This is a genomic window from Cognatishimia sp. (assembly GCF_049116455.1).
Lineage (GTDB): Bacteria > Pseudomonadota > Alphaproteobacteria > Rhodobacterales > Rhodobacteraceae > Cognatishimia.
On record NZ_JAGDYW010000006.1, the window covers coordinates 56,161 to 75,243 of the forward strand.

General features: G+C 53.4%; 18 protein-coding genes. 9 read left to right on the top strand and 9 right to left on the bottom strand.

Features of this window, described 5'->3' with window-relative positions; all coding sequences use genetic code 11:
• The first annotated feature begins 17 nt into the window (after positions 1 to 17).
• The 4 genes from JXQ85_RS15645 to JXQ85_RS15660 are packed head-to-tail and all read left to right on the top strand — an operon-like array spanning position 18 to position 3,864.
• Positions 18 to 959 carry an ABC transporter permease gene (locus JXQ85_RS15645; RefSeq protein WP_421749902.1) on the top strand — a complete coding sequence of 314 codons (942 nt, stop codon included), beginning with the start codon at positions 18 to 20 and terminating at the stop codon, positions 957 to 959.
• Positions 956 to 2,464, top strand: coding sequence for a sugar ABC transporter ATP-binding protein (locus JXQ85_RS15650; RefSeq protein ID WP_421749903.1), 1,509 nt, complete (start codon positions 956 to 958; stop codon positions 2,462 to 2,464). The genes JXQ85_RS15645 and JXQ85_RS15650 overlap by 4 nt, the downstream gene beginning before the upstream one ends.
• Complete coding sequence (locus JXQ85_RS15655) at positions 2,461 to 3,471, top strand: ABC transporter permease (RefSeq protein WP_421749904.1); 1,011 nt, start codon at positions 2,461 to 2,463, stop codon at positions 3,469 to 3,471. The genes JXQ85_RS15650 and JXQ85_RS15655 overlap by 4 nt, the downstream gene beginning before the upstream one ends.
• 30 nt (positions 3,472 to 3,501) lie before the next feature.
• Positions 3,502 to 3,864 carry a cupin domain-containing protein gene (locus JXQ85_RS15660; RefSeq protein WP_421749905.1) on the top strand — a complete coding sequence of 121 codons (363 nt, stop codon included), beginning with the start codon at positions 3,502 to 3,504 and terminating at the stop codon, positions 3,862 to 3,864.
• 73 nt (positions 3,865 to 3,937) lie between these two features.
• Here the strand turns inward: JXQ85_RS15660 and JXQ85_RS15665 are convergent, their stop codons facing one another.
• The 9 genes from JXQ85_RS15665 to JXQ85_RS15705 form a co-directional block, all read right to left on the bottom strand.
• Positions 3,938 to 5,371, bottom strand: coding sequence for an aldehyde dehydrogenase family protein (locus tag JXQ85_RS15665; RefSeq protein WP_421749906.1), 1,434 nt, complete (start codon positions 5,369 to 5,371; stop codon positions 3,938 to 3,940).
• An 11-nt stretch (positions 5,372 to 5,382) separates the two neighbouring features.
• Entirely contained in the window at positions 5,383 to 6,882 is a 1,500-nt protein-coding gene (locus JXQ85_RS15670; protein WP_421749907.1) for a sugar ABC transporter ATP-binding protein, read from the bottom strand.
• Complete coding sequence (locus JXQ85_RS15675) at positions 6,882 to 7,853, bottom strand: ABC transporter permease (RefSeq protein ID WP_421749908.1); 972 nt, start codon at positions 7,851 to 7,853, stop codon at positions 6,882 to 6,884. Before JXQ85_RS15675 ends, JXQ85_RS15670 begins: the two co-directional genes overlap by 1 nt.
• Before the next feature lie 55 nt (positions 7,854 to 7,908).
• Positions 7,909 to 8,946, bottom strand: a complete 1,038-nt coding sequence (locus JXQ85_RS15680; RefSeq protein WP_421749909.1) for a sugar ABC transporter substrate-binding protein — start codon at positions 8,944 to 8,946, stop codon at positions 7,909 to 7,911.
• A 66-nt stretch (positions 8,947 to 9,012) separates the two neighbouring features.
• Positions 9,013 to 9,969: an ABC transporter permease gene (locus JXQ85_RS15685; RefSeq protein WP_421749910.1), complete on the bottom strand. Its 957-nt coding sequence runs from the start codon at positions 9,967 to 9,969 to the stop codon at positions 9,013 to 9,015.
• Between the two features lies 1 nt (position 9,970).
• Complete coding sequence (locus JXQ85_RS15690) at positions 9,971 to 11,602, bottom strand: GMC family oxidoreductase (RefSeq protein ID WP_421749911.1); 1,632 nt, start codon at positions 11,600 to 11,602, stop codon at positions 9,971 to 9,973.
• Positions 11,603 to 11,624: 22 nt separating this feature from the next.
• The gene (locus JXQ85_RS15695) at positions 11,625 to 12,647 is read right to left on the bottom strand and encodes a zinc-binding dehydrogenase (RefSeq protein WP_421749912.1); all 1,023 of its coding nucleotides are present in this window, start codon (positions 12,645 to 12,647) and stop codon (positions 11,625 to 11,627) included.
• Between the two features lie 11 nt (positions 12,648 to 12,658).
• A complete protein-coding gene (locus JXQ85_RS15700; protein ID WP_421749913.1) occupies positions 12,659 to 13,375 on the bottom strand; it encodes an SDR family NAD(P)-dependent oxidoreductase in 717 nt (238 codons plus the stop codon).
• Positions 13,376 to 14,491, bottom strand: a complete 1,116-nt coding sequence (locus JXQ85_RS15705) for an ABC transporter substrate-binding protein (protein WP_421749914.1) — start codon at positions 14,489 to 14,491, stop codon at positions 13,376 to 13,378. It lies immediately after the preceding gene.
• Positions 14,492 to 14,678: 187 nt separating this feature from the next.
• Between JXQ85_RS15705 and JXQ85_RS15710 the strand changes: the two genes are divergently transcribed.
• Genes JXQ85_RS15710 through JXQ85_RS15730 form a run of 5 tightly spaced genes read left to right on the top strand, consistent with a single transcriptional unit; the run spans position 14,679 to position 19,079 of the window.
• The gene (locus tag JXQ85_RS15710; RefSeq protein WP_421749915.1) at positions 14,679 to 15,674 is read left to right on the top strand and encodes a C4-dicarboxylate TRAP transporter substrate-binding protein; all 996 of its coding nucleotides are present in this window, start codon (positions 14,679 to 14,681) and stop codon (positions 15,672 to 15,674) included.
• Positions 15,675 to 15,730: 56 nt separating this feature from the next.
• Positions 15,731 to 16,222 (top strand): TRAP transporter small permease, encoded by a 492-nt coding sequence (locus tag JXQ85_RS15715; protein WP_421749916.1) that lies wholly within the window; start codon positions 15,731 to 15,733, stop codon positions 16,220 to 16,222.
• Positions 16,219 to 17,499: a TRAP transporter large permease gene (locus tag JXQ85_RS15720; RefSeq protein WP_421749917.1), complete on the top strand. Its 1,281-nt coding sequence runs from the start codon at positions 16,219 to 16,221 to the stop codon at positions 17,497 to 17,499. The genes JXQ85_RS15715 and JXQ85_RS15720 overlap by 4 nt, the downstream gene beginning before the upstream one ends.
• 8 nt (positions 17,500 to 17,507) lie before the next feature.
• Positions 17,508 to 18,251 (top strand): enoyl-CoA hydratase/isomerase family protein, encoded by a 744-nt coding sequence (locus JXQ85_RS15725; protein WP_421749918.1) that lies wholly within the window; start codon positions 17,508 to 17,510, stop codon positions 18,249 to 18,251.
• Positions 18,252 to 18,269: 18 nt separating this feature from the next.
• A complete protein-coding gene (locus JXQ85_RS15730) occupies positions 18,270 to 19,079 on the top strand; it encodes an IclR family transcriptional regulator (RefSeq protein ID WP_421749919.1) in 810 nt (269 codons plus the stop codon).
• Positions 19,080 to 19,083 lie beyond the last annotated feature (4 nt).

Here is a 19,083-nt window from a genome sequence, read left to right on the forward strand (position 1 = left end):
TTTAAGGAAATGAGTGCGTGCAGCCTGTTTTGAAGTTTCTGAAATCCTACCCAGCTTTGCAGATTATCGCGGTGCTGTTGGTTGGATTTTCTCTATTATCTCCCTTTTTTCTGACGACCGGTAACTTCGAGGCCATGCTGGGCGCGAATGCTGTCGTCCTGATTGCCGCGATTGGCATGACGGTTGTGTTTCTGGCAGGGGGGATTGATCTCTCGATTTCGACGGTGATCAGCGCCAGCGCGGTCATTGCCGGCCTTGTGATGGCCGAAACAGACAATGTGGCGCTAGGAGCCGTGACGGCTGTGATTGTGGGCCTTGGGTTTGGTGCGCTGAATGGAGTGTTGATCGGGTATTTTCGCCTGACGCCCTTCATCACAACCATGGCGACACAGCTGATTGCACGCGGGATCGCCTTTGTGCTTAGCCAGGGGATTGCGGTCAAAGGCACACCGTTTTGGATGCTCGACTTTGGCTTTATGGTTTGGATGGGCATTCCGGCTGTCACGCTGATTGCTCTGGCATTGGTGCTTTTGTCTGCCTTCGCCATGTCTCAGACCACCTGGGGGCGGTATGTGATGTTGGTTGGCTCTAACGAAGATGCCGCGCGCCATGTTGGCATCAACACGCGTTTCATTGAGTTCAGCGTCTACCTTTTTGCAGGCGCCATGGCGGGCGCTGCCGGTTTCATTTCAATCGCCAATCTAGGCAACGCTATTCCGGGTGTCGGCGACACGCTTTTGCTGATCATCATCGGTGCCGTTGTTCTGGGTGGTACAGGTATGAACGGAGGTGAAGGCTCTGTCGAACGCACATTGCTGGGCGTTGCCATTTTGGCGATCCTGACAAACGGTCTGAACCTTGTGGGAATACCGTTCTATGATCAGCTGATCATTCAGGGCGTTCTGATATTCCTTGGTACCTATCTTGCGATGCGTCTTGGCGCACGAGGGCGGGCATGATGCAGCATCAATCGGTAAAACCCGCGATCTCTGTCCGGGGATTGAAAAAATCCTTTTCAGGCAAGGTTGTCGTGAATGGTGTTGAATTTGACCTTCGCCCCGGCGAGGCATTGGCTCTGGTCGGTGAAAATGGCGCAGGGAAATCCACAACGAAGAACATGCTCTGCGGGTTGTTGGAACCGACCGAAGGAGAGATCTTGGTCAATGGGCAAGCCGTTGAGCGGATCAACACCGCTGAACACGGCGTGTCGGCTGTTCACCAAGAGCTGTCTTTGTTTGGGTCTCTGACGGTTGCAGAAAATATCTGTGTATCGGATCTGCCCGGACCATCCGCCCGCGTGAATTGGGCTAAGGCAGAAAAGATCGCAAAAGAGCAGATCGACTTTCTTGGGATCGAAATTGATCCGCGTGCTTTGATTGAAACTCTGGGCGCAGGCAAACAGCAGGTGGTGGAAATCGCCAAAGCGCTTTTGCATGCAGATCGTGTTTTGATCCTGGATGAACCCACGACCTCGCTGACAGCGGTTGAACGTGAAAAGCTATTTGCCATCATTGATAAGCTGAAAGAGCGCGGGCTTGGCATCATCTTTATCTCTCACTTCATGGAAGAGATTTACCGCGTCTGTGACACTTTCCTTGTGCTGCGCGATGGGCAGCAGGTGGGGCAGGGTGCACTCGCAGATGTGCCCCAACGCGCCTTAGAAGAGATGATGGTCGGGCGCACTCTGAAAGATGCGCAGGTTGATCTGACCGCGCCAACTGACGAGGTCGGCCTAGAAGTGCGTGGGCTATCCGGTACCGATTTCAAGGACGTCACTTTCAGCGTCAATAAAGGTGAAATCTTGGGGATATCTGGCCTTATGGGCGCTGGACGGACTGAGGTGGCCGAAGCTATCTTTGGTCTACGCCGCGCCACAGGTGAGATCGTTGCCCATGGCGAGGTGGTCAAAGATCGATCTGTTGCAGGCCTGAAGGCGCGCGGGCTTTGCTACATCACAGAAGATCGGCGCAGCAACGGCCTGTTCTTAAACCGTCCAGTGCGTGAAAACCTCTCCGCTTCGGCAATTCTGGCTTTTGTGAAACGCAAGCTTTCTGGCTTTGGTTTTCGGGGTGAGCGCCGTAAGGCCGGTGAGGTTGTGGACACAATGAACGTATCCATTCCACATATCGAAAACGATGTGAGCGATCTGTCAGGGGGCAACCAGCAAAAAGTGCTGCTGGGTCGTTGGCTGGCGATGGACCCGGAAATTCTCATTTTCGATGAGCCGACCAAAGGCGTGGATATTGGGGCAAAGTTCGACATTCACGCGGCGATTGCAGATTTGGCGCGCGCTGGGAAAACCATCGTGATTGTATCCTCTGATTTGCCAGAACTCCTACACACCACTCACCGCATGTTGGCGATGCGCAAAGGGCGCGTTGTCGGGGAGTTTCAGCGCGAAGACTACGACGCAGTCAAAATCATTTCACTTGCCGCAAGTGCCGGTGGGGAGGCAGAAGTATGAGCCAGAAACTTCGATCCTTGATGTCGCGTCAGAAATGGGTGGCCATTGCACTGGCGACCATTGTGCTGGCGGGCATTCTATCCGTTGTGTCACCGGTTTTTCTGACCCTGTCGAATTTTCAGGCCATTTTGGTGCAGTCCAGTGTGACAGCTATCATGGCCATTGGGATGACCTTTATTATCCTCACCGCGGGCATTGATATTTCGGTTGGAGCCATTCTCTTTGTGACCTCTGCGCTGTTTGCGCAGCTCTACATGGACACAGAGAGCTATTTGATCGCCTTCACGGCTACGATCACCTGCGCGACCCTGTTGGGGGCTTTGAACGGGCTATTGGTGGTGAAGTTCAAGATTTCGCCTCTGATTACTACACTGGCAACGTATTCCATCTATCGTGGTGCGGCGATCCATTTGACGGGGGCACAGAACATTCCAGTACCGCGTGAGATGGGTTTTATAGGCAATGGCCGCATATTGGGCATTCCGGTGCCAATCTTGATATTGATCGTGGTGCTGATCATTGGGGTCTACGTGCTAAGTCGCACGCGGCTTGGTGTGTATACGCGCGCAATTGGGAATTCTGAACGCTCTGCCAAAGAAACAAATCTGCCTGTCGACAAGGTTTTAATCCTTGTCTACGGCTTTAGTGGATTGGTGACTGGAATTGCGGCACTGATCCTGCTTGCACGGGTTGGCGGGTTGCAATCAGGCATCGGGATCGGGATCGAATTTACCGTGATTGCGGCTGTGATCTTGGGTGGGACAAAACTCAGTGGTGGGTCTGGAACCGTAGTCGGTTCTGTCATCGGAGCGGTCTTTCTTGTGTTGATCGACAATGGCCTGAACCTGATGAATGCCTCGCCCTACATCTATGACATCGTGCGTGGGTCTGTGCTTTTGGCGGCGGTTGCCATCGACCGATATTCTGCAGTGCGTCAGCAAGCCTCTCTGGAGGCGCAGCGCGCCGAACGCATTGGTATTGATACGCCGCGCGTCGCCGCCGAATGAAGCAAACCGCAAAGCAAGAGGAGCGGGCGAATGGCCAAGATTATTCACGTGAGTGACAGGAGTGAGACCAAAGACACACCTAAGTTTGATGCGGTTCCGGAACTCGGCATTGAATATGCAGTACTCGCCGAATTGCCTGGCAAAGGTGTGACCTTTGCCAAGGGGCGCGTGCCCGCGGGCGGCGAAGTTCCAATGCATGCGGGTCCAAACGACTACGCGCTTTATGTGACACAGGGCAGTGGCCAGCTCACGCTATACAACGCCGACGGAAAAGAGACAGACCGCCTGCCTTTTGCGGCTGGTGATTTGATCATGTTCCCGCCGAATGCAGAGCATGGCTGGATCAACGAGAGCGACAACGCCTTTGAATGGTTCGGGGTTGATCTGGCTTGAACATAATAAATCAGAAATGAAAAAGCGCCCCAATCTGGGGCGCTTTCTATTTGCGACATGCGATCTTGGTTGATCAGAACTTCTGATAGACCGTCCGTTTTTGCAGGTATCCTTCGATACCATGTACGCCATCCTCGCCACCCACACCGCTGAGTTTGTGGCCATTGTGATAGCCTTGGATGTAGCCAATGATACCGGTGTTCAGGAAGATTGTGCCGGTTTCCATACGTTGGATTGCGTCCATATAAACGGATGGGTTCTGTGTCCAGAGATAGGCTGAGAGACCATCAGGACGATCATTGGCGATGGCCAGCGCTTCTTCGTAATCCTTCACGCGCACGATTGGTAGAACAGGCCCGAAGATCTCTTCTTGAACCGCTGCGGTTTCTGGTGTTGCGTCCACCAGAACCGTCGGCTCAAACCAGTTCCCGCCTTGGAACTCCGCTTCGGTCGGACGCTTGCCACCAATGGCGATTTTCGCACCACCTGCAACGGAGCCCGCGACGATGCGCTCGACACGTTCCAGTGCCGCAGGTGTGGTGATCGGCCCCATGCCACCATTGGTGGCCGGATCGCCCAGTTTGACTTCGGCCGCGCGTTTCAACAGCTTTTCTGTGAACTCATCAGCGATGGCCTCTTCGACCAATACGGTTTCGTTGCAGATACAGACCTGACCGGCGTTGGCGAAACGTGCGATGACCGCTGCTTCGACTGCAGCATCAATATCTGCATCTTTCAGAACGATGAATGGTGCCGAGCCCCCAAGCTCCAGAGACAGCGCCGTGATGTTCTTCGCTGAGGCCTCTGCAATCATCTGACCGGCGCGGATAGAGCCTGTCAGGGTGATCATACGTACAATCGGGCTTTCGGTGAGCGGCGCGCCGACTTCGGCGCCAGTGCCGGTGACCATATTGATCACGCCCGCAGGCACGCCAGCTTCTTTCACGATGCGACAGAACACCGAAGCAGTCACAGGGGTCGCTTCGTGCGGCTTGATGATCATGGTGTTGCCCGTCACAAGCGCGGGGCCAACTTTACGCCCGATCAATGCAAGCGGGTAGTTGTACGCCATTAAGCCAAGCGTCACGCCGTAAGGCACTTTGTAGATAAAGAGCTGCTCTCGTGGGTTATCAGACGGGAAGATATCCCCACGCAGACGGCGCGCTGCTTCGGCTGAATAGGTCATGTACCGGATCGTATCCGTGACTTCACCTGCGGCCTCGGCACGGGATTTACCCTGTTCTTTAACAAGTAGCTCCTCAAACAGGTCACGCTCTTTTTCGATACCCTCTGCAATCGCATAGATGTGTTGGGCCCGTTGGATGGGCGGCAGAAGCGCCCAGTCCTTTTGTGCCTTTTGCGAGCTGGCCAAAGCGCGCGCAACATCGTCGCCGGTGCAGGCTGGAACCTCGGCCCATTGCTCGCCCGTTGCCGGGTTTGCAACGGACATCCGCGCGCCGTTTGAGGCGTCGATGAACTCGTTATCAATAAAGCTCTGATAATACATCTTTGGTTCCTTTAATGGGCCTGACCAACGCCGGCGATATCTGCAAGCATCTGGTCTTTATCAAACTTAGGATAGGTGAATTCCGATATGGATTGACCTTGGTAGAGGGTCAAAACACGGTCCGCGAGCATAATCACCTCATCGATTTCGTATGATAGGATCAGAATGCCGACCCCGCGTTCAGCCATGTCTTCGATGATCCGGTAGATATCAGCCTTAGCATGGACATCGATACCACGGGTCGGCTCTAGAAGGATCAGGAATTCAAGGTCAGGGTCCAGCCAGCGCGAGAAGCAGATTTTCTGCTTATTGCCTCCTGACAAGAAACGGATTTCCTGGTTCGGGCTAGAGGTTTTGGTGGAGGTGTCAGCAATCGCTTTTGTAACCACGTTTTCAATGGCACGACCATCAAGGATGCCCGCCTTTTGGGATTTCTCTAAGAAGGGAAGGGCGATGTTGTCGCGCACTGAGAGCTGCGGGAGAATACCGTTCTTGTCCCGGTTTTCCGTCACAAGCCCCATACCGTCGCTCACTGCGACCGCTGGTCCGCGCCCCGGTTTCAACTTGCTGCCCCGGTAAGTGATGCTGCCTTCGTAGTCGCCATCTAGACCGAATATCGCCTTGGCGAGTTCCGGCGCACCACAGCCGCGCAGACCAGTCATGACGAGAATTTCGCCCCGGTGAACATCAAACGAAATGTCTTTATAGGTTTCGTTCTTTGAGAGGCCAGAAACAGAGACCAAAACTTCGCCCAGTATGTCTTTGTGGGGTTTCACAAAGTTCTCAAGTTCGCTGCCGGTCATGGTCGCAATGACGGCGTCCTCAGTTGTTTCCGCCGTTCGTTCTGACAGAACAATCTCGCCATCGCGCATAACGGTCACCTGTTCGGCGATGCCAAAGATTTCGGGCATATGGTGCGATATATAGATGATCGAAATGCCTTCGGCTTTCATCCGGTCGATGAATTCGAAAAGGCGACCCTTGTCTTCTTCTGACAGCGCAGAGGTCGGCTCGTCCATCACAATCAGCCAGCTGTCTGACATCAGCGCTCGGATAATTTCGACGATCTGTTTTTCACCCGAGTTCAACTCGCGGATGGGTTTGTAGGGATCAAGATCAAGACCGAAACGATCCAGCTGCTCTTTTACCTGACGTGCCATTTCACGTTTGTCGAGGAAGGGGCCGTTCTTTTTCAATTCGCGACCAAGGAAAATATTGCCCGCAACCGTTAATTCGTTGATCAGGGAATATTCCTGGTGGATCATTGAAATGCCTTGCGCGCTGGCATCAGAGGGGGAGTTGATCTCAACCGGAGCGCCATTCACTTCGATGGTGCCAGAGTCACGCTCGATCACCCCCCCTAGAACTTTCATGAGGGTTGATTTCCCGGCACCGTTCAGACCAACGAGGGCATGCACTTCGCCTGAGACACAGGAGAAATTCACATTGTTCAGGGCGCGGGTGGCAAAGAAGCTTTTGTCGATGCCCTTCATGTCGATGCGATTACCCATCACGCTTTACCTCGCTGTGTATATGTGTCGAGCAGGACAACACCCAAGAGAATTGCGCCTTTGATAACGCTTTGCAGGTATGGGTTGGTGCCTGTCAGGACGAGACCGTTGATGATGATGCCGTAGAGCAGCACTCCAAGGATCGTGCCGAGCAGTTTGCCGCGTCCACCATCGAGGGCGGTGCCCCCTAGAATAACGGCGGTGATGGCGTCAAATTCAAGATAGAGCCCGGTCCAGGGTTGACCAGAAGAAACCCTGCCAACGGTGATGATTGCTGAAAGACCTGCAAGTGCGCCTGTCAGGACATAGACCCAGATCAGTTTGCGGCCAGGCTGGCGACCCAGGACGAAGGCCGTATTGAAGTTTGATCCGGTCGCATAAACATCGCGGCCGAAGCTGGTCTTATACAAAAGCACGGAAAGCGCTGCGAACATCAGGATCACGAATGGGATCACCACTGGCATGTTGCCCCAGCTGGTGCCGCCGAGCCACAAGAAGACCGGATCATGAACGTTGATTGAGTCAGCGTCATAGATCACAAGCGCCAGACCTCGGGCGAGGGCAAAGGTCGCAAGCGTCACCATGAAGGCCGAGAGCTGTAATTTGCCAATAAAGAAGCCGTTGAGCCAACCGATGGCCATGCCCGCAATGAGCGCGGCTCCAAAGCCCAGCCAAGGGCTGCCGGTAGACACAAGGGTGACAACCCCAACACCACCGGAAAACGCGACGTTTGAGCCAACAGAAAGGTCGATCCCGCCTGTCAGCATGACAAAGGTCATGCCCATAGACACCAAGAACAGAACAGAAATGGACCGCAGCAAAATGCCAATATTGGTCATGGAGTAGAAATTGTCATTGGCCATGCTGAAGCCAATAGAGGCGATCACAATCAAGCCGACCAAAACCGCGTAGCGCAGGGTCAGTCCATCAAGTGAGAAACTGGGGCGAGAGGTTGCCGGAATATCTGCCATCTTGGGAGTCCTTTGAATGGGCCTTGGCACCCCGATGGGCGCCAAGGCAAAGCTTTTACTTCACAGAATCTGGGCCGAACTCGAGGTAGCCTTTTGCAGCCACTTCCAGTGCCTCTTCCACGTGATAGACCTGAACATCAGCTGGAAAGCCGTTTGCCAGAGCAGCCTCGTGGTTTGCTTTGCTCAGAACCAGTGGGGTGAAGAAGTCATAGACTTTGTCGAGTTCTTCGCCTTTGTGGATGCGGTAGGCCATCTGAACAAAGTTCCAGCCTTCGCGTGTGCCAGACAGCAGAATATCCGCTTTGACGTTGCCGCCTTCCATCTGAGAGATGATCGGAATGTCGCCATCATAGCCATAGAAGTCGATATCATCGCGGCCAGAGTTCTGGGACACGGCAATCGCTGGGTACATGTAACCGTCGGTCACACCAGAAATCGCATCCAGATCGGGGAACTGTGTCAGCCAGTTTTCGGTGATGGTCTGAGCCTTCACGGTGTCCCAATCTGCAGGCTGTTCTGCCACGATTTCAATGTTGTCACAGGTTGCGATGCCTTTCAGGATACCTTCACGACGTGCTTCGCCGGATGGGTTACCTGCTTGGCCCAGCATGATGCCGACTTTGTAAGGTTCTCCGCCTGAAAGGGCGCACATTGCCATACCTTGGTTGGTGCCGTTCACAACGTCACCCAGTGTAAAGCTATAGTCTGCGCTTTCCATTGGGGAGTGTACTGCGATCCAAGTGATGCCTTCTGCCTGCGCTTTTGCGACCAGTGGCTCAAACGCATCGACGTTGATTGCGTTCACAAACATCACTTCTGGCTTTTCGTTGATGGTCACCTCAGCCTGCTGGATCATTTTCTCCAGTGAGCCTTCAGCAGACAGCCAGCGACCTGAGATTTTCACATCGTCAAAGGCATCGTCATAGGCTTTCAAGGCATCCTCAAACCCAGATAGCCAAGCGACGTGGTAGGGTGCGACGTGGCCATCGTTGATGAAAACAACATCCAGCGTGCCGTCATCGGCCAGCGCGGTTGTCCCCATCATTGAACCAGCGACAGCAAGTCCCGCAGTCAGTTTGGTAAGCGTATTCATTCTTATTCTCCTCCTAGTAAGAATTTGTGGTGGAGGTGGTGAAAGCCACCTCTCATTTATGCGTTGTTAGTGCGCCTCAGCCTGGCGGGATTGCCACAGCACCCAGTTGACGCCGAGCGCCGCCAGAATAATTGAGCCCTTGAACACCTGGTGCCAGACGTCGGTGACGTTCAGCAGGTTCAAGGCGTTGTTGGTGACACCGATGAACAAAAGCCCCCAAAAGGCGCCGGTCACAGTGCCGCGCCCGCCAAGGATCAGAGTTCCACCGATAATGATGGCCGCGATGCCATCCAAAAGCAGACCGTTGCCATCAAGGCCCGGCTGCACAAAGCCCATACGAGAGGACAGGATTACGCCTGCAAACCCGCTGCAGAGCGCAGAGAACATGAAGATACCGATTTTCACGCGATCGACGTTGATACCGGCCAGTTTCGCGTTTTCCTCGCTATTGCCGATTGCAATCACATAAGCGCCCCAGCGCGTGTGATTGTAGACAATATAGGCCAGCGCAAAGAGCAGGACGAGGAACAGGAAGCTGGCATAGAAGCCAAAGTACTTCTCAGCGCCGACAAACCGGAAAAAGCCGCCCATCAAGAAAATCTGCTGCCCTCGGGGGATGATCAGGCCTGACAGCCCCTGAGCGATGAACAGACCCGCCAAGGTCACGATAAACGACGGGAGCTTTAACTTTGCTACCAGCAGCCCATTCACTAAACCAAACGCCAGTGAAAAAACGATAACGGCAACAATCCCAAGGGCGACGCCTCCGGTGATCCCAAAGATCACCCCAAGCACGATTGCAAAGAGAACCGATCCCATGCCCATAGACAGGTCGATATTGCCAGAGACGACCACAAAGAACTGACCCAAGGCGATCAGGCCAATCGGTACGATCTGGCGCGAGATTGCCGACATGTTGTCGACGCTCAAGAACCGTGGGCTGATCAAAAAGAACACCAGGCAAAGCGCGATGGTGACAAAGATGATGTTATGCTCTCGAAAGAGCTTGGCGAAGCTAGTCATATCAGAGTTCTCCGAGCACCATTTGAGCGCAGCGCTGGCCGAGCATCATGGCAGGTGCGTTGGTGTTACCGGCTGGGATTTCTGGCGCTGCGGACATATCGCAAACGCGCAGGCCTTCGACGCCACGCACGCGCATCCGAGCGTCAAGAACAGCCATTTTATCGCCATCTGCGCCCATCTTTGCGGTGCAAGCCGGGTGGTAGTTTGTTTTCACAAATTCGCGGCAGTGATCCTTTAACCCTTCATCCGTGAATTTGTCTGGGAGCGGCGCAACAATTTCCTGCACACGATCCGCCAATGGTTTGGTTTCCATGGTCTGGCGGAAATAGCGCAGGCCGGTCACCATAGCCTCCATATCCCGTTCATCTTTCAGGAAGTTCGGTGAAATCAGAGGCATGTCATCGGGGTTCGAAGAGGCCAGTTTCACTTCGCCGCGAGAATGCGGTTTCAGAAGGACGATCTGGATCGAAACGCCGTGCCCATCGCCGATCTCTTTGAGCTTCTCTTCATCCAGATACATGATCGGGATGCAGTAAGCTTCGTGCGTTGGAGGCGCTTCCGGATCTGTTGGGTTCACAAACACCGCTGCTTCAAGGCCGGTTGTTGTGATCTTGCCGCGTTTGAAGAGTTTGAACTCAATCCCGTTGCGGATCATGTTCCACCCGCGATCCTGACCCCAATACCCATATGGACCATTCGCACGGGCCACGATGGAGACATCCGGATGATCCTGTAAGTTCTGACCCACACCCGGCAGATCAGAAACCACGTCGATGCCGTGTTCCTTCAGGTGATCTGCTGGACCAATACCTGAAAGCATCAGGATTTTTGGCGTGATCAACGCGCCAGATGACAGAAGGACTTCACCTTTTGTGCGTGCGGTTTTCAAAACGCCAGATTTGTCTTTGTACTGAACGCCAACCGCACGGCCATCCTCGATAAGGATTTTCTGCACACGCGCATTCAGGCGAACAGTCAAGCGCTTGTCTTTCGCCCGCATCAGTGGTTCGACGAAAGCATAGGCTGCCGAAACGCGCTGACCTTGATTGTAGGTGAACTGGAAATAGCCCACACCGCGCTGATCTTTGCCGTTGAAGTCTGGATTGAACGGCTCACCCTGAGCCTGAATGGCCTGTACAAACCAACGCGCGACATCGTCGATATAGCCGGGATCAGACACCGTAAGCTTGCCCTCAGCACCATGCAGATCGTCGTTAAACTTGCGGTTGCCTTCCAGCGAAATGAAGTTAGTGAGAACCTCTTTCCATTCCCAGCTGACTGCATCGTTGTTGCCGCGCAGGATTTCGTGCCATTCTTCATAGTCCGATGGGCGACCACGTACATAGGCTTGGCCGTTCACCGAAGACCCTCCCCCAAGAACATTACCCTGTGGGATTTCGGCTTTCCGTCCGTTCAGGTGATCCTGCGGGACAGATTCATGTGTTTTAAAGAATTTCGAGCCGTTTTTCAGCAGTTTGAACACGCCCGGTGGCATGTCCAGCAATGGATGCCGGTGGTGGTGTCCAGCCTCCAGCAACAAAACATTCTTGTTGCCAGACTCGACCAGATGTGAGGTGGCGACACAACCTGACGAGCCGCCTCCAATCACAATGTGATCATATGTTTCTGTCATATCCCTCCCAACTTTTGCCCGGCTAACCGAGCAAAATAATCTTTCCAAAGGCGCCCCCCGACGCCATCAACTCCAATGCCTGATCTGTCTGGTTCAAGGGAAAGCTGGCGGCCGTCAGCTTATCGAAATCGATTTTCTTCGCTTCGATAAGCTGAACCGCTTCCTCAAATTCCCGATTGAACTGAAATGAGCCGACAACCTTGATCTCTTTCAGCATGATGAGGTTCAAAAGAACCTCAGCTGCACCCATCTGGATGTTGCTTAGGATCGATACAGTTCCCTTTCTGCGCACAGACTTTAGAGCCATATTGAACGCAGGAATGGCACCACTTGCTTCAACCACAACGTCATACTGGCCTTCGATCTCTCCCTCATCGAATTCCCCGACAATAAGGCCAGCCTCGGCCCCAACTTTTTGCGCGAGTTCGACCGCTTTTGGTCGAAGATCGGCTGCTGTCACATGCGCCCCGCGTGCGGCAGCACCTGCGATGGCCAAAAGACCCATTGGGCCGCAGCCAGTGACCAGAACCTTTTGACCAGCTTTCACGCCTCCTTTGTTCAAAGAATGAAGCGCGCAGGCCATGGGCTCAGCAAAGGTCAGGTGTTTTGGGTCCACATCGTCATTGACCGCGCGGCAGCAACGTGCCGGATGATCAATCGTTTCACGGAAGAACCCATCCAGATGCGGCACCGTCGTGGCCGACCCTGGGAATTTCTTGTTGGTGCAGAGGTTTTCTTCACCATTCTGGCAGGCGTCGCACGCTCCGCAATTCATAATTGGGTTCAGTGCAACCAGCTGACCTTCTTTCAACTCGGTGCCATTGGGATCAACCACATAAGCGCAGGCCTCGTGACCCAAGGTCACCGGGTTTTTAAGGACGAAGATGCCATTTGCGAAATGAGAGTAATAGTGCAGATCGGTGCCGCAAAGCGACCCGACAGCAAGGCGCAGACGCGCATGGCCTTCAGGAATCTCTGCAGCAGGAGTTTGATCGCCGACGGTTATAGTTTTTGCTGCGGTCAGTTTTGTCTCAATGAGTGACATTTAAATATTCCTTAAAATCCAATGGCGTACCCGCCGTCGACAGGCAGGTTGACACCATTCACGTAGGCCGCCTGATCAGAGGCCAAATAAAAGATCGAGTTGGCAACATCTTCCGGGAACCCGAACTTGTGGGTCGGGATGCGACCTTCAATTTTGTCGCGCCGCGCTGGATCTTTTGCGAGAACCGCACGGGTCATATCTGTGTCGATGAAACCAGGGCTGACGGCGTTACAACGGATGCCGAATTGCGCTGCATCCACCGCCACAGAGCGTGTCAGGCCGACGACGGCTGTTTTCGCGGTCACATATGCCGCTGCAGAGGGCAGGGCCATGATACCGCCCATAGAGGCGACATTCACAATAGCACCACCCACTTTCTTGTGCAGGCGGATGTATTCACCGCAGGCCGCAAACATGGCGCGCACATTAATATCGAGCACCTTATCAAGTTCGTCAGGTGCGACGTCCCAGATAGGCTTTTTAAGATGTACGCCTGCGTTATTCACCAAAGCCGTGATTGGGCCGTGTGCGTTATAAATCTCGGTCAAAAAGGAGCTGCTGCGGTCCTTTGCAATGTCACATTCGACAAAATGCGAATTGCCTTTAAGCGCGGCGAAATCGCCCTCGCTGCGGGCAACAACATAGACGTCAAACCCAGCGTCGAGAAACCGTTGCGATTGGCTGAAACCCAATCCTTTGTTTCCACCGGTGATGACAGCAATCGGCATTTAGACGTCCTTTTTTACGTGCTTTTGATACAAGGCGTTGATCTGACCGAGGAACGTCTCTGCCGGGATTGCCTTGCGGAAGAATGATGGGAAGATGTCGCAGACATCATCTACGAAACCGAGAAACCAGACATCGCGTGGACGGGTCCAGGCGTTGTCGATTGTGTGAAAGCCACCCTTAAAGAAACCGGCTGCGTCCGCTTTCTTGCTTTGCGCAAGCCATGTGTTTCGATTGGCAGGTTGACCATTATTCTCAAGGTAGAGCCCTGATTGCACAGGCGCAGATGTGATCCACTTCACAAAGGCTTTAGCGTCTTCAGGATGCTGTGTTTTTGCAGAGACCCCAATGCCGGCGCCACCCAAAATGCCACGTGGTAGGGCGTGGCCTTCACATAGGGGTAGATCAAAGTAGGAAACCTGGTAATCGCGGAACCCTGTGCGTGCGTAATTCACATAGCCAAAAAGACAGGGGGAACAGGCAAAGTCATTGCTGGTACTCATGGCTTCGAGCACAGCGATTGGGTTCATGTCGGCTTGTTCGTCTGGCCCCAGATTATATAGCGCACGCAGTATGTTAAGCGCATAGATGCCGTTTGTGTCTGACACGAAGTTTTGCGCGTTGAGCGGCATTTCTTCTTCACCGCGACTTGCAACCAAGGTCATGAACATGTCAAAGGCGTCAACCGGAAGGAGCGGGGTCAGAGGGCGAAACTTCGATGCATCTGGCTTTAGGAATTCCTCCCATGTTTTGGGAAGTGGCGCTTTCAGGTCTGGACGATACGCAGCCATTTGGCATGCCGCATCGATTGCATAGGCCCAGACCTGGCCTTTCCATACATAGGATTCGGCTGAACCACCGAGTGAAGCGGCCACGTCGATCTCTGAGTCGAGTGGTTGAAGCGCGCCTTGGTCTGCAATCTGCCCAACATGTGGGTGATCCAACACAATAAAGTCGTATTCGGCAGCGAGATCCTGAATAGAAGCGTCCGCAAAAGCCTGTAGGGAACGTTTGTCCCAAGAGACATGCACATCAGTGGTCGCCGCATAGGCGTGGGATGCTGCAACGACAGGATCAAACCCTCGCGGGTGGTCCCATGTCATGCCCTTCAACTTCATAATTCGCTCCCCCAAGTCGGCATGCCAATAGTTCTGACATAGGTCGCCTTTAAATTTCAAGTATAAAAATTATTTTGAAATATGAAATAGTGATGCTATCAAAATCACGCGTCGAAAACTCATTCATTCCGAATCAGGACCCCAACCCCAGCGTTGGGGTGGAACTCATTCGACCGTGGAGGAAACTATGACTATTGAACTTGGCCGTTTGGGCCGACTTGTTCTCGCTGGCACCGCGCTTGCTCTGACCCCAATGTTGGCATCTGCAGCGGACTACACTTTCCGCCTTGCGCATGTGACATCGGACAAAGAACCGTTACATCAAGCAATGCAGGAATTCGTCAAAAACGTTGAAGACCGCACCGAAGGCCGCGTTGACATCCAGATTTTTGCGAATGCGCAATTGGGGTCTAACCCCGAAGTGTTTGAACAGGTGCGCGCGGGCGCGCCAATCATCACAATTTCGGATCCTGGCTACCTAAGCGACTTTGTTGCCGATTTCGGTGTTCTTGGTGGACCGTATCTTATGGAGGACCCACGCGATTTTCAGAAAATCGTGGACTCAGATCTATATGCAGGCATGAAAGATCGCCTGCGTGATGAATCAGGCCTTGAACTACTGGCGTTGAACTGGCTCTTTGGCTCTCGTCACATGTTGTCTGACAAAGAGATCAGCAATCCTGATGACACGGCCGGCATGACTTTCCGGACACCGCCTAACATTATGTGGGTTGAAACGTTTGACGCTATGGGCGCGCGACCGACACAGGTTGCGTGGGGCGAGGTCTACTCCGCTCTATCAGCTGGGGTCGTTGAAGGTGCCGAAGCACCGCTACCCTCGATCTATGGCGCAAAGCTGCATGAGACTAAGAAAGTCATCTCTCTGACAGGTCACTTCAAAGGCTTCACCGGCCTGATGATGAACTCCGATGTGTTTGCAGGCATGCCGCAGGACATTCAGGACATCATAAATGAGGAAGCTGTCAAAACCGGTGCGTTTATGACGGACCTGATGCTTGGAAGTCAGGAAGAGTGGATCGCGAAGCTGGAAGCAGAAGGTGTCACCTTTAACCGTGATGTCGATATTGGGGCCTTCCAAGCAGCAACCGCAGACGTTTACACCAAATTCCCGGATTGGTCTGAAGGTCTATACGACCAAGTGCGTTCAATTCTGGATAATTGATGGAAGATCCCGGCTGCCTTTGGGTGGCCGGGGTATGACTTAGGGAGGGTGCGTTGATGCAAATGCTTGGACATTGGATCAAACGCGTGGAGACGCTGATTTCCTTTTCAGCTTTATCCATTTTGGTTTTGTCTGTTCTCTGGGGTGTTTTGACACGCTATGTCACTGAACGCCCAGCGGTGTGGACAACCGAGTTATCAGGAATTCTATTCACTTGGGTGGTTTTCATCGGAGCTATGACAGCTCTGCGGGATGGTCGACACATCCGAGTGACACTGCTGATCGACAGTTTGTCCCCGTCGTTACGGTCAGCGGTTCTGAGGCTTGGCGATCTAATCGTGCTCGGGTTTCTGATCTACGTATCCTACCTAAGCGTATTGATGATGCAAAAAGGGGCGACACGACCGTCACCCGTTTTGGATATCCCATTCAGCTATGTCTACCTCGCGACGACAATTTGCTTTGTCGGAATGTCTGTGACGTCGGCCCTGCGGCTCCTCAATATCATTGAAGATCCTCAGCCAATTTCGGTGGAGGACACTCTATGACCATCGCTCCAGTATTCATTCTATTGCTCGGAATTGGCATAGGCATTCCTGTCGCGATTGCCATCGGTATCGCAGCGCTGTCTTTCTTTTTGATCTCTGGCGCGATGCCACCAGAACTCTTTGTGCAACGCGCTGTCGCCGTAACACATTCTTTCCCGCTACTTGCCGTGCCGCTCTTTGTGATGACTGGCGTTGTCATGAACTACGCGGGCATTACCTCCCGCATGATGGCCTTTGCCGAAGCGATGACCGGGCATTGGAAGGGAGGGTTGGCGCAGGTAAACGTCTTGCTTTCGACCTTGCTTGGTGGAGTTTCAGGATCGGCCAATGCCGATGCTGCGATGCAATCCAAAGTGCTAGTCCCTGAAATGAGCCGTCGTGGTTATGATCCTGCCTTTTCTACCGCAGTCACAGCGTCCTCATCCATCATCTCTGTGATCATCCCGCCGGGGATTGGGCTGATCCTTTATGGGTTCATGGGGGATGTTTCTATTGGTCAACTGTTTCTTGCGGGGATCGTGCCTGGTGTCGTGATCTGCGCAGGCATGATGGCCACTGTCGCGTTGCAAGCGCGTCGCTTGAAACTGCAGCCCGCATTTGAAAAACCTATGTCTTGGGCTGCGCGTGGACGCGCTTTTGTCTCTGCGTTTCTCGCTCTGATGGTGCCAGTTGGGATCGTCCTGGGTATCCGTCTGGGGTTCTTCACGCCAACTGAAGCGGGTGCGATGGCGGTCGCCTTCGCGGCTATCGTCGGCATCATTTATGGCGACCTGAAATTGTCGCATATTCAACCGATCCTCGAGCAAACCATGCAAGCGACAGCCGTGATCTTGCTTGTGATCTGCATGGCGAGTGCATTTGGGTTTTACATGACCTGGGAGCAAATTCCGACGGCATTGGCCAATGCAATGCTGGCATTGACGGAAAACCCGTTTCTGCTCCTGATCCTGATCAACCTGCTTTTGATCGTTGTGGGCATGTTCATCGAAGGCTCCGCTGCCTTGATTCTGCTGACACCCATCCTTGTGCCCGTGATTACCAAGGTTGGGATCGATCCGGTGCATTTTGGGATCGTGATGGTCTTTAACTTGACCGTCGCTGGGGTGACGCCACCGCTGGGAACCCTGATGTTTACAACCTGCTCCATAACCGGGGTTTCGATCGCCAAATTCATCAAAGCTGCCATGCCGTTCTACGTTCTTCTGTTCGGCATGCTCTTTGTTCTCACATTCGTTCCGCAGCTGTCCCTTTGGCTGCCAAATTTGAAATTCAACTGAGGTCCATAATGTCTGACCAAACCGATGGCCAAGTCCGCTTTGAACTTAATGGAAATGTCGCTGAAATCATTCTGGATCGGCCGCAGAAACATAATGCGCTGACGCCGGAGATGTATCGTCAGATCGGCGACTGTTGTTCGGAAGCCAACGACACCGAGGCTGCGCATGTCGTCGTGTTTCGTGGCGCGGGTGAACGTGCCTTTTGTGCGGGTTCAGATATCAAAGCGCTTGAAGGTTACGAAGACTTTTGGGCTTGGCGGAACCGTTTCGATTACCTCCCTCCCATTCTGGAGCTGCGCAAACCTTCCGTGGCGGCTGTGAAGGGATGGGCACTTGGTGGCGGCCTGGAGATTGCACTCGCTTGCGATCTTCGGGTCGTTGCAAAATCAGCGGTGTTTTCTGCACCAGAGGTCGCATTAGGCTGGAACGGCGCAGGCGGCGCGGCCCAACATTTAACTCGGATGTGCGGCTACGGCGTGGCCATGAAGTATTTGCTGACCGGTGATCGATTTACGGCTGAGGAAGCCGAGCGTGTCGGGATGATCGAGTGGTTGGTGGAAGAGGGTGAAGAAGTCGCGAAAGCGCGCGATGTTGCCGCCAAAATCGCTGGGCATTCAACCGTTGCGACGCAGGCGGTTAAGTCTGCGGTGAGAAGCGCAATGGATCTGACAACACAGCAAGGTCTTCGAAATGAAAATGAACTGATGTCACTCTGTTTCGCCAAACGCGAACTTGCTAAGTTGAAAGCCTGACAAAAAGGGGCGATCAGCATGGCGAAACAAGAGAGCGATAAAAAAGGTCCGGGTAAAAAGGAAAAGTCCTCCGTTCCGGCGGTGGAAAAGGCACTGGATGTGCTGGAGCTTTTGGCGGAGACCCCAGACGGGTTGACGATGAATGAAATCGTTGACTCGCTTGGCCGCACGATGGGCGAAATTTATCGCGTTGTTGTTTATTTGAACGAACGCGACTACTTGCATCAGGATTCAGGGACAGGCCGCTATGCCTTGACCCTGCGTATGTTTGAGCTTTCGCATCGCCATGATCCAACCGAGCGATTGATCCAGGCCTCGTTACCCATCTTGGAACGCATCGCCGCGCGCACCAATCAGTCCTGCCATTTGGGTGTTCTGAACCGTAAGAACGTCTTGGTCATTAGCTCGGTTCATAGCCCTTTGCCTGCTGGCTACGCGGTACGAACCGGGGCGCTTTTCCCGGTGGATCAAACCAGTTCTGGCCATGTAATCTTGGCGTTTTCCTCTAACGAAGTCCAAAAACGTTACCTGTCTCGATTGCCAAGCGCAGAGAAGAAAGACGTTCAGGAACGTTTTGAGCGCATCAAGCTGACAGGGTTTGAAGATACCCCCAGCAAAATGATCCAGGGAGTGCGCAACCTCTGTGTACCTGTGTTTGATGCACGCGGAGTTGTTGGCGCAATTACCTCAGGTTTCATCGGTCAAATTGGGGATAGCTCCTCTGCAGAAGAGACCTTGCAGACGCTCAGGGTCTCTGCTGTTGAACTCTCTCAATCACTTGGCTTTCGCTTAGATGAAAGCCCTTTTGAAGCTCCACTTACCCAATAGCTAA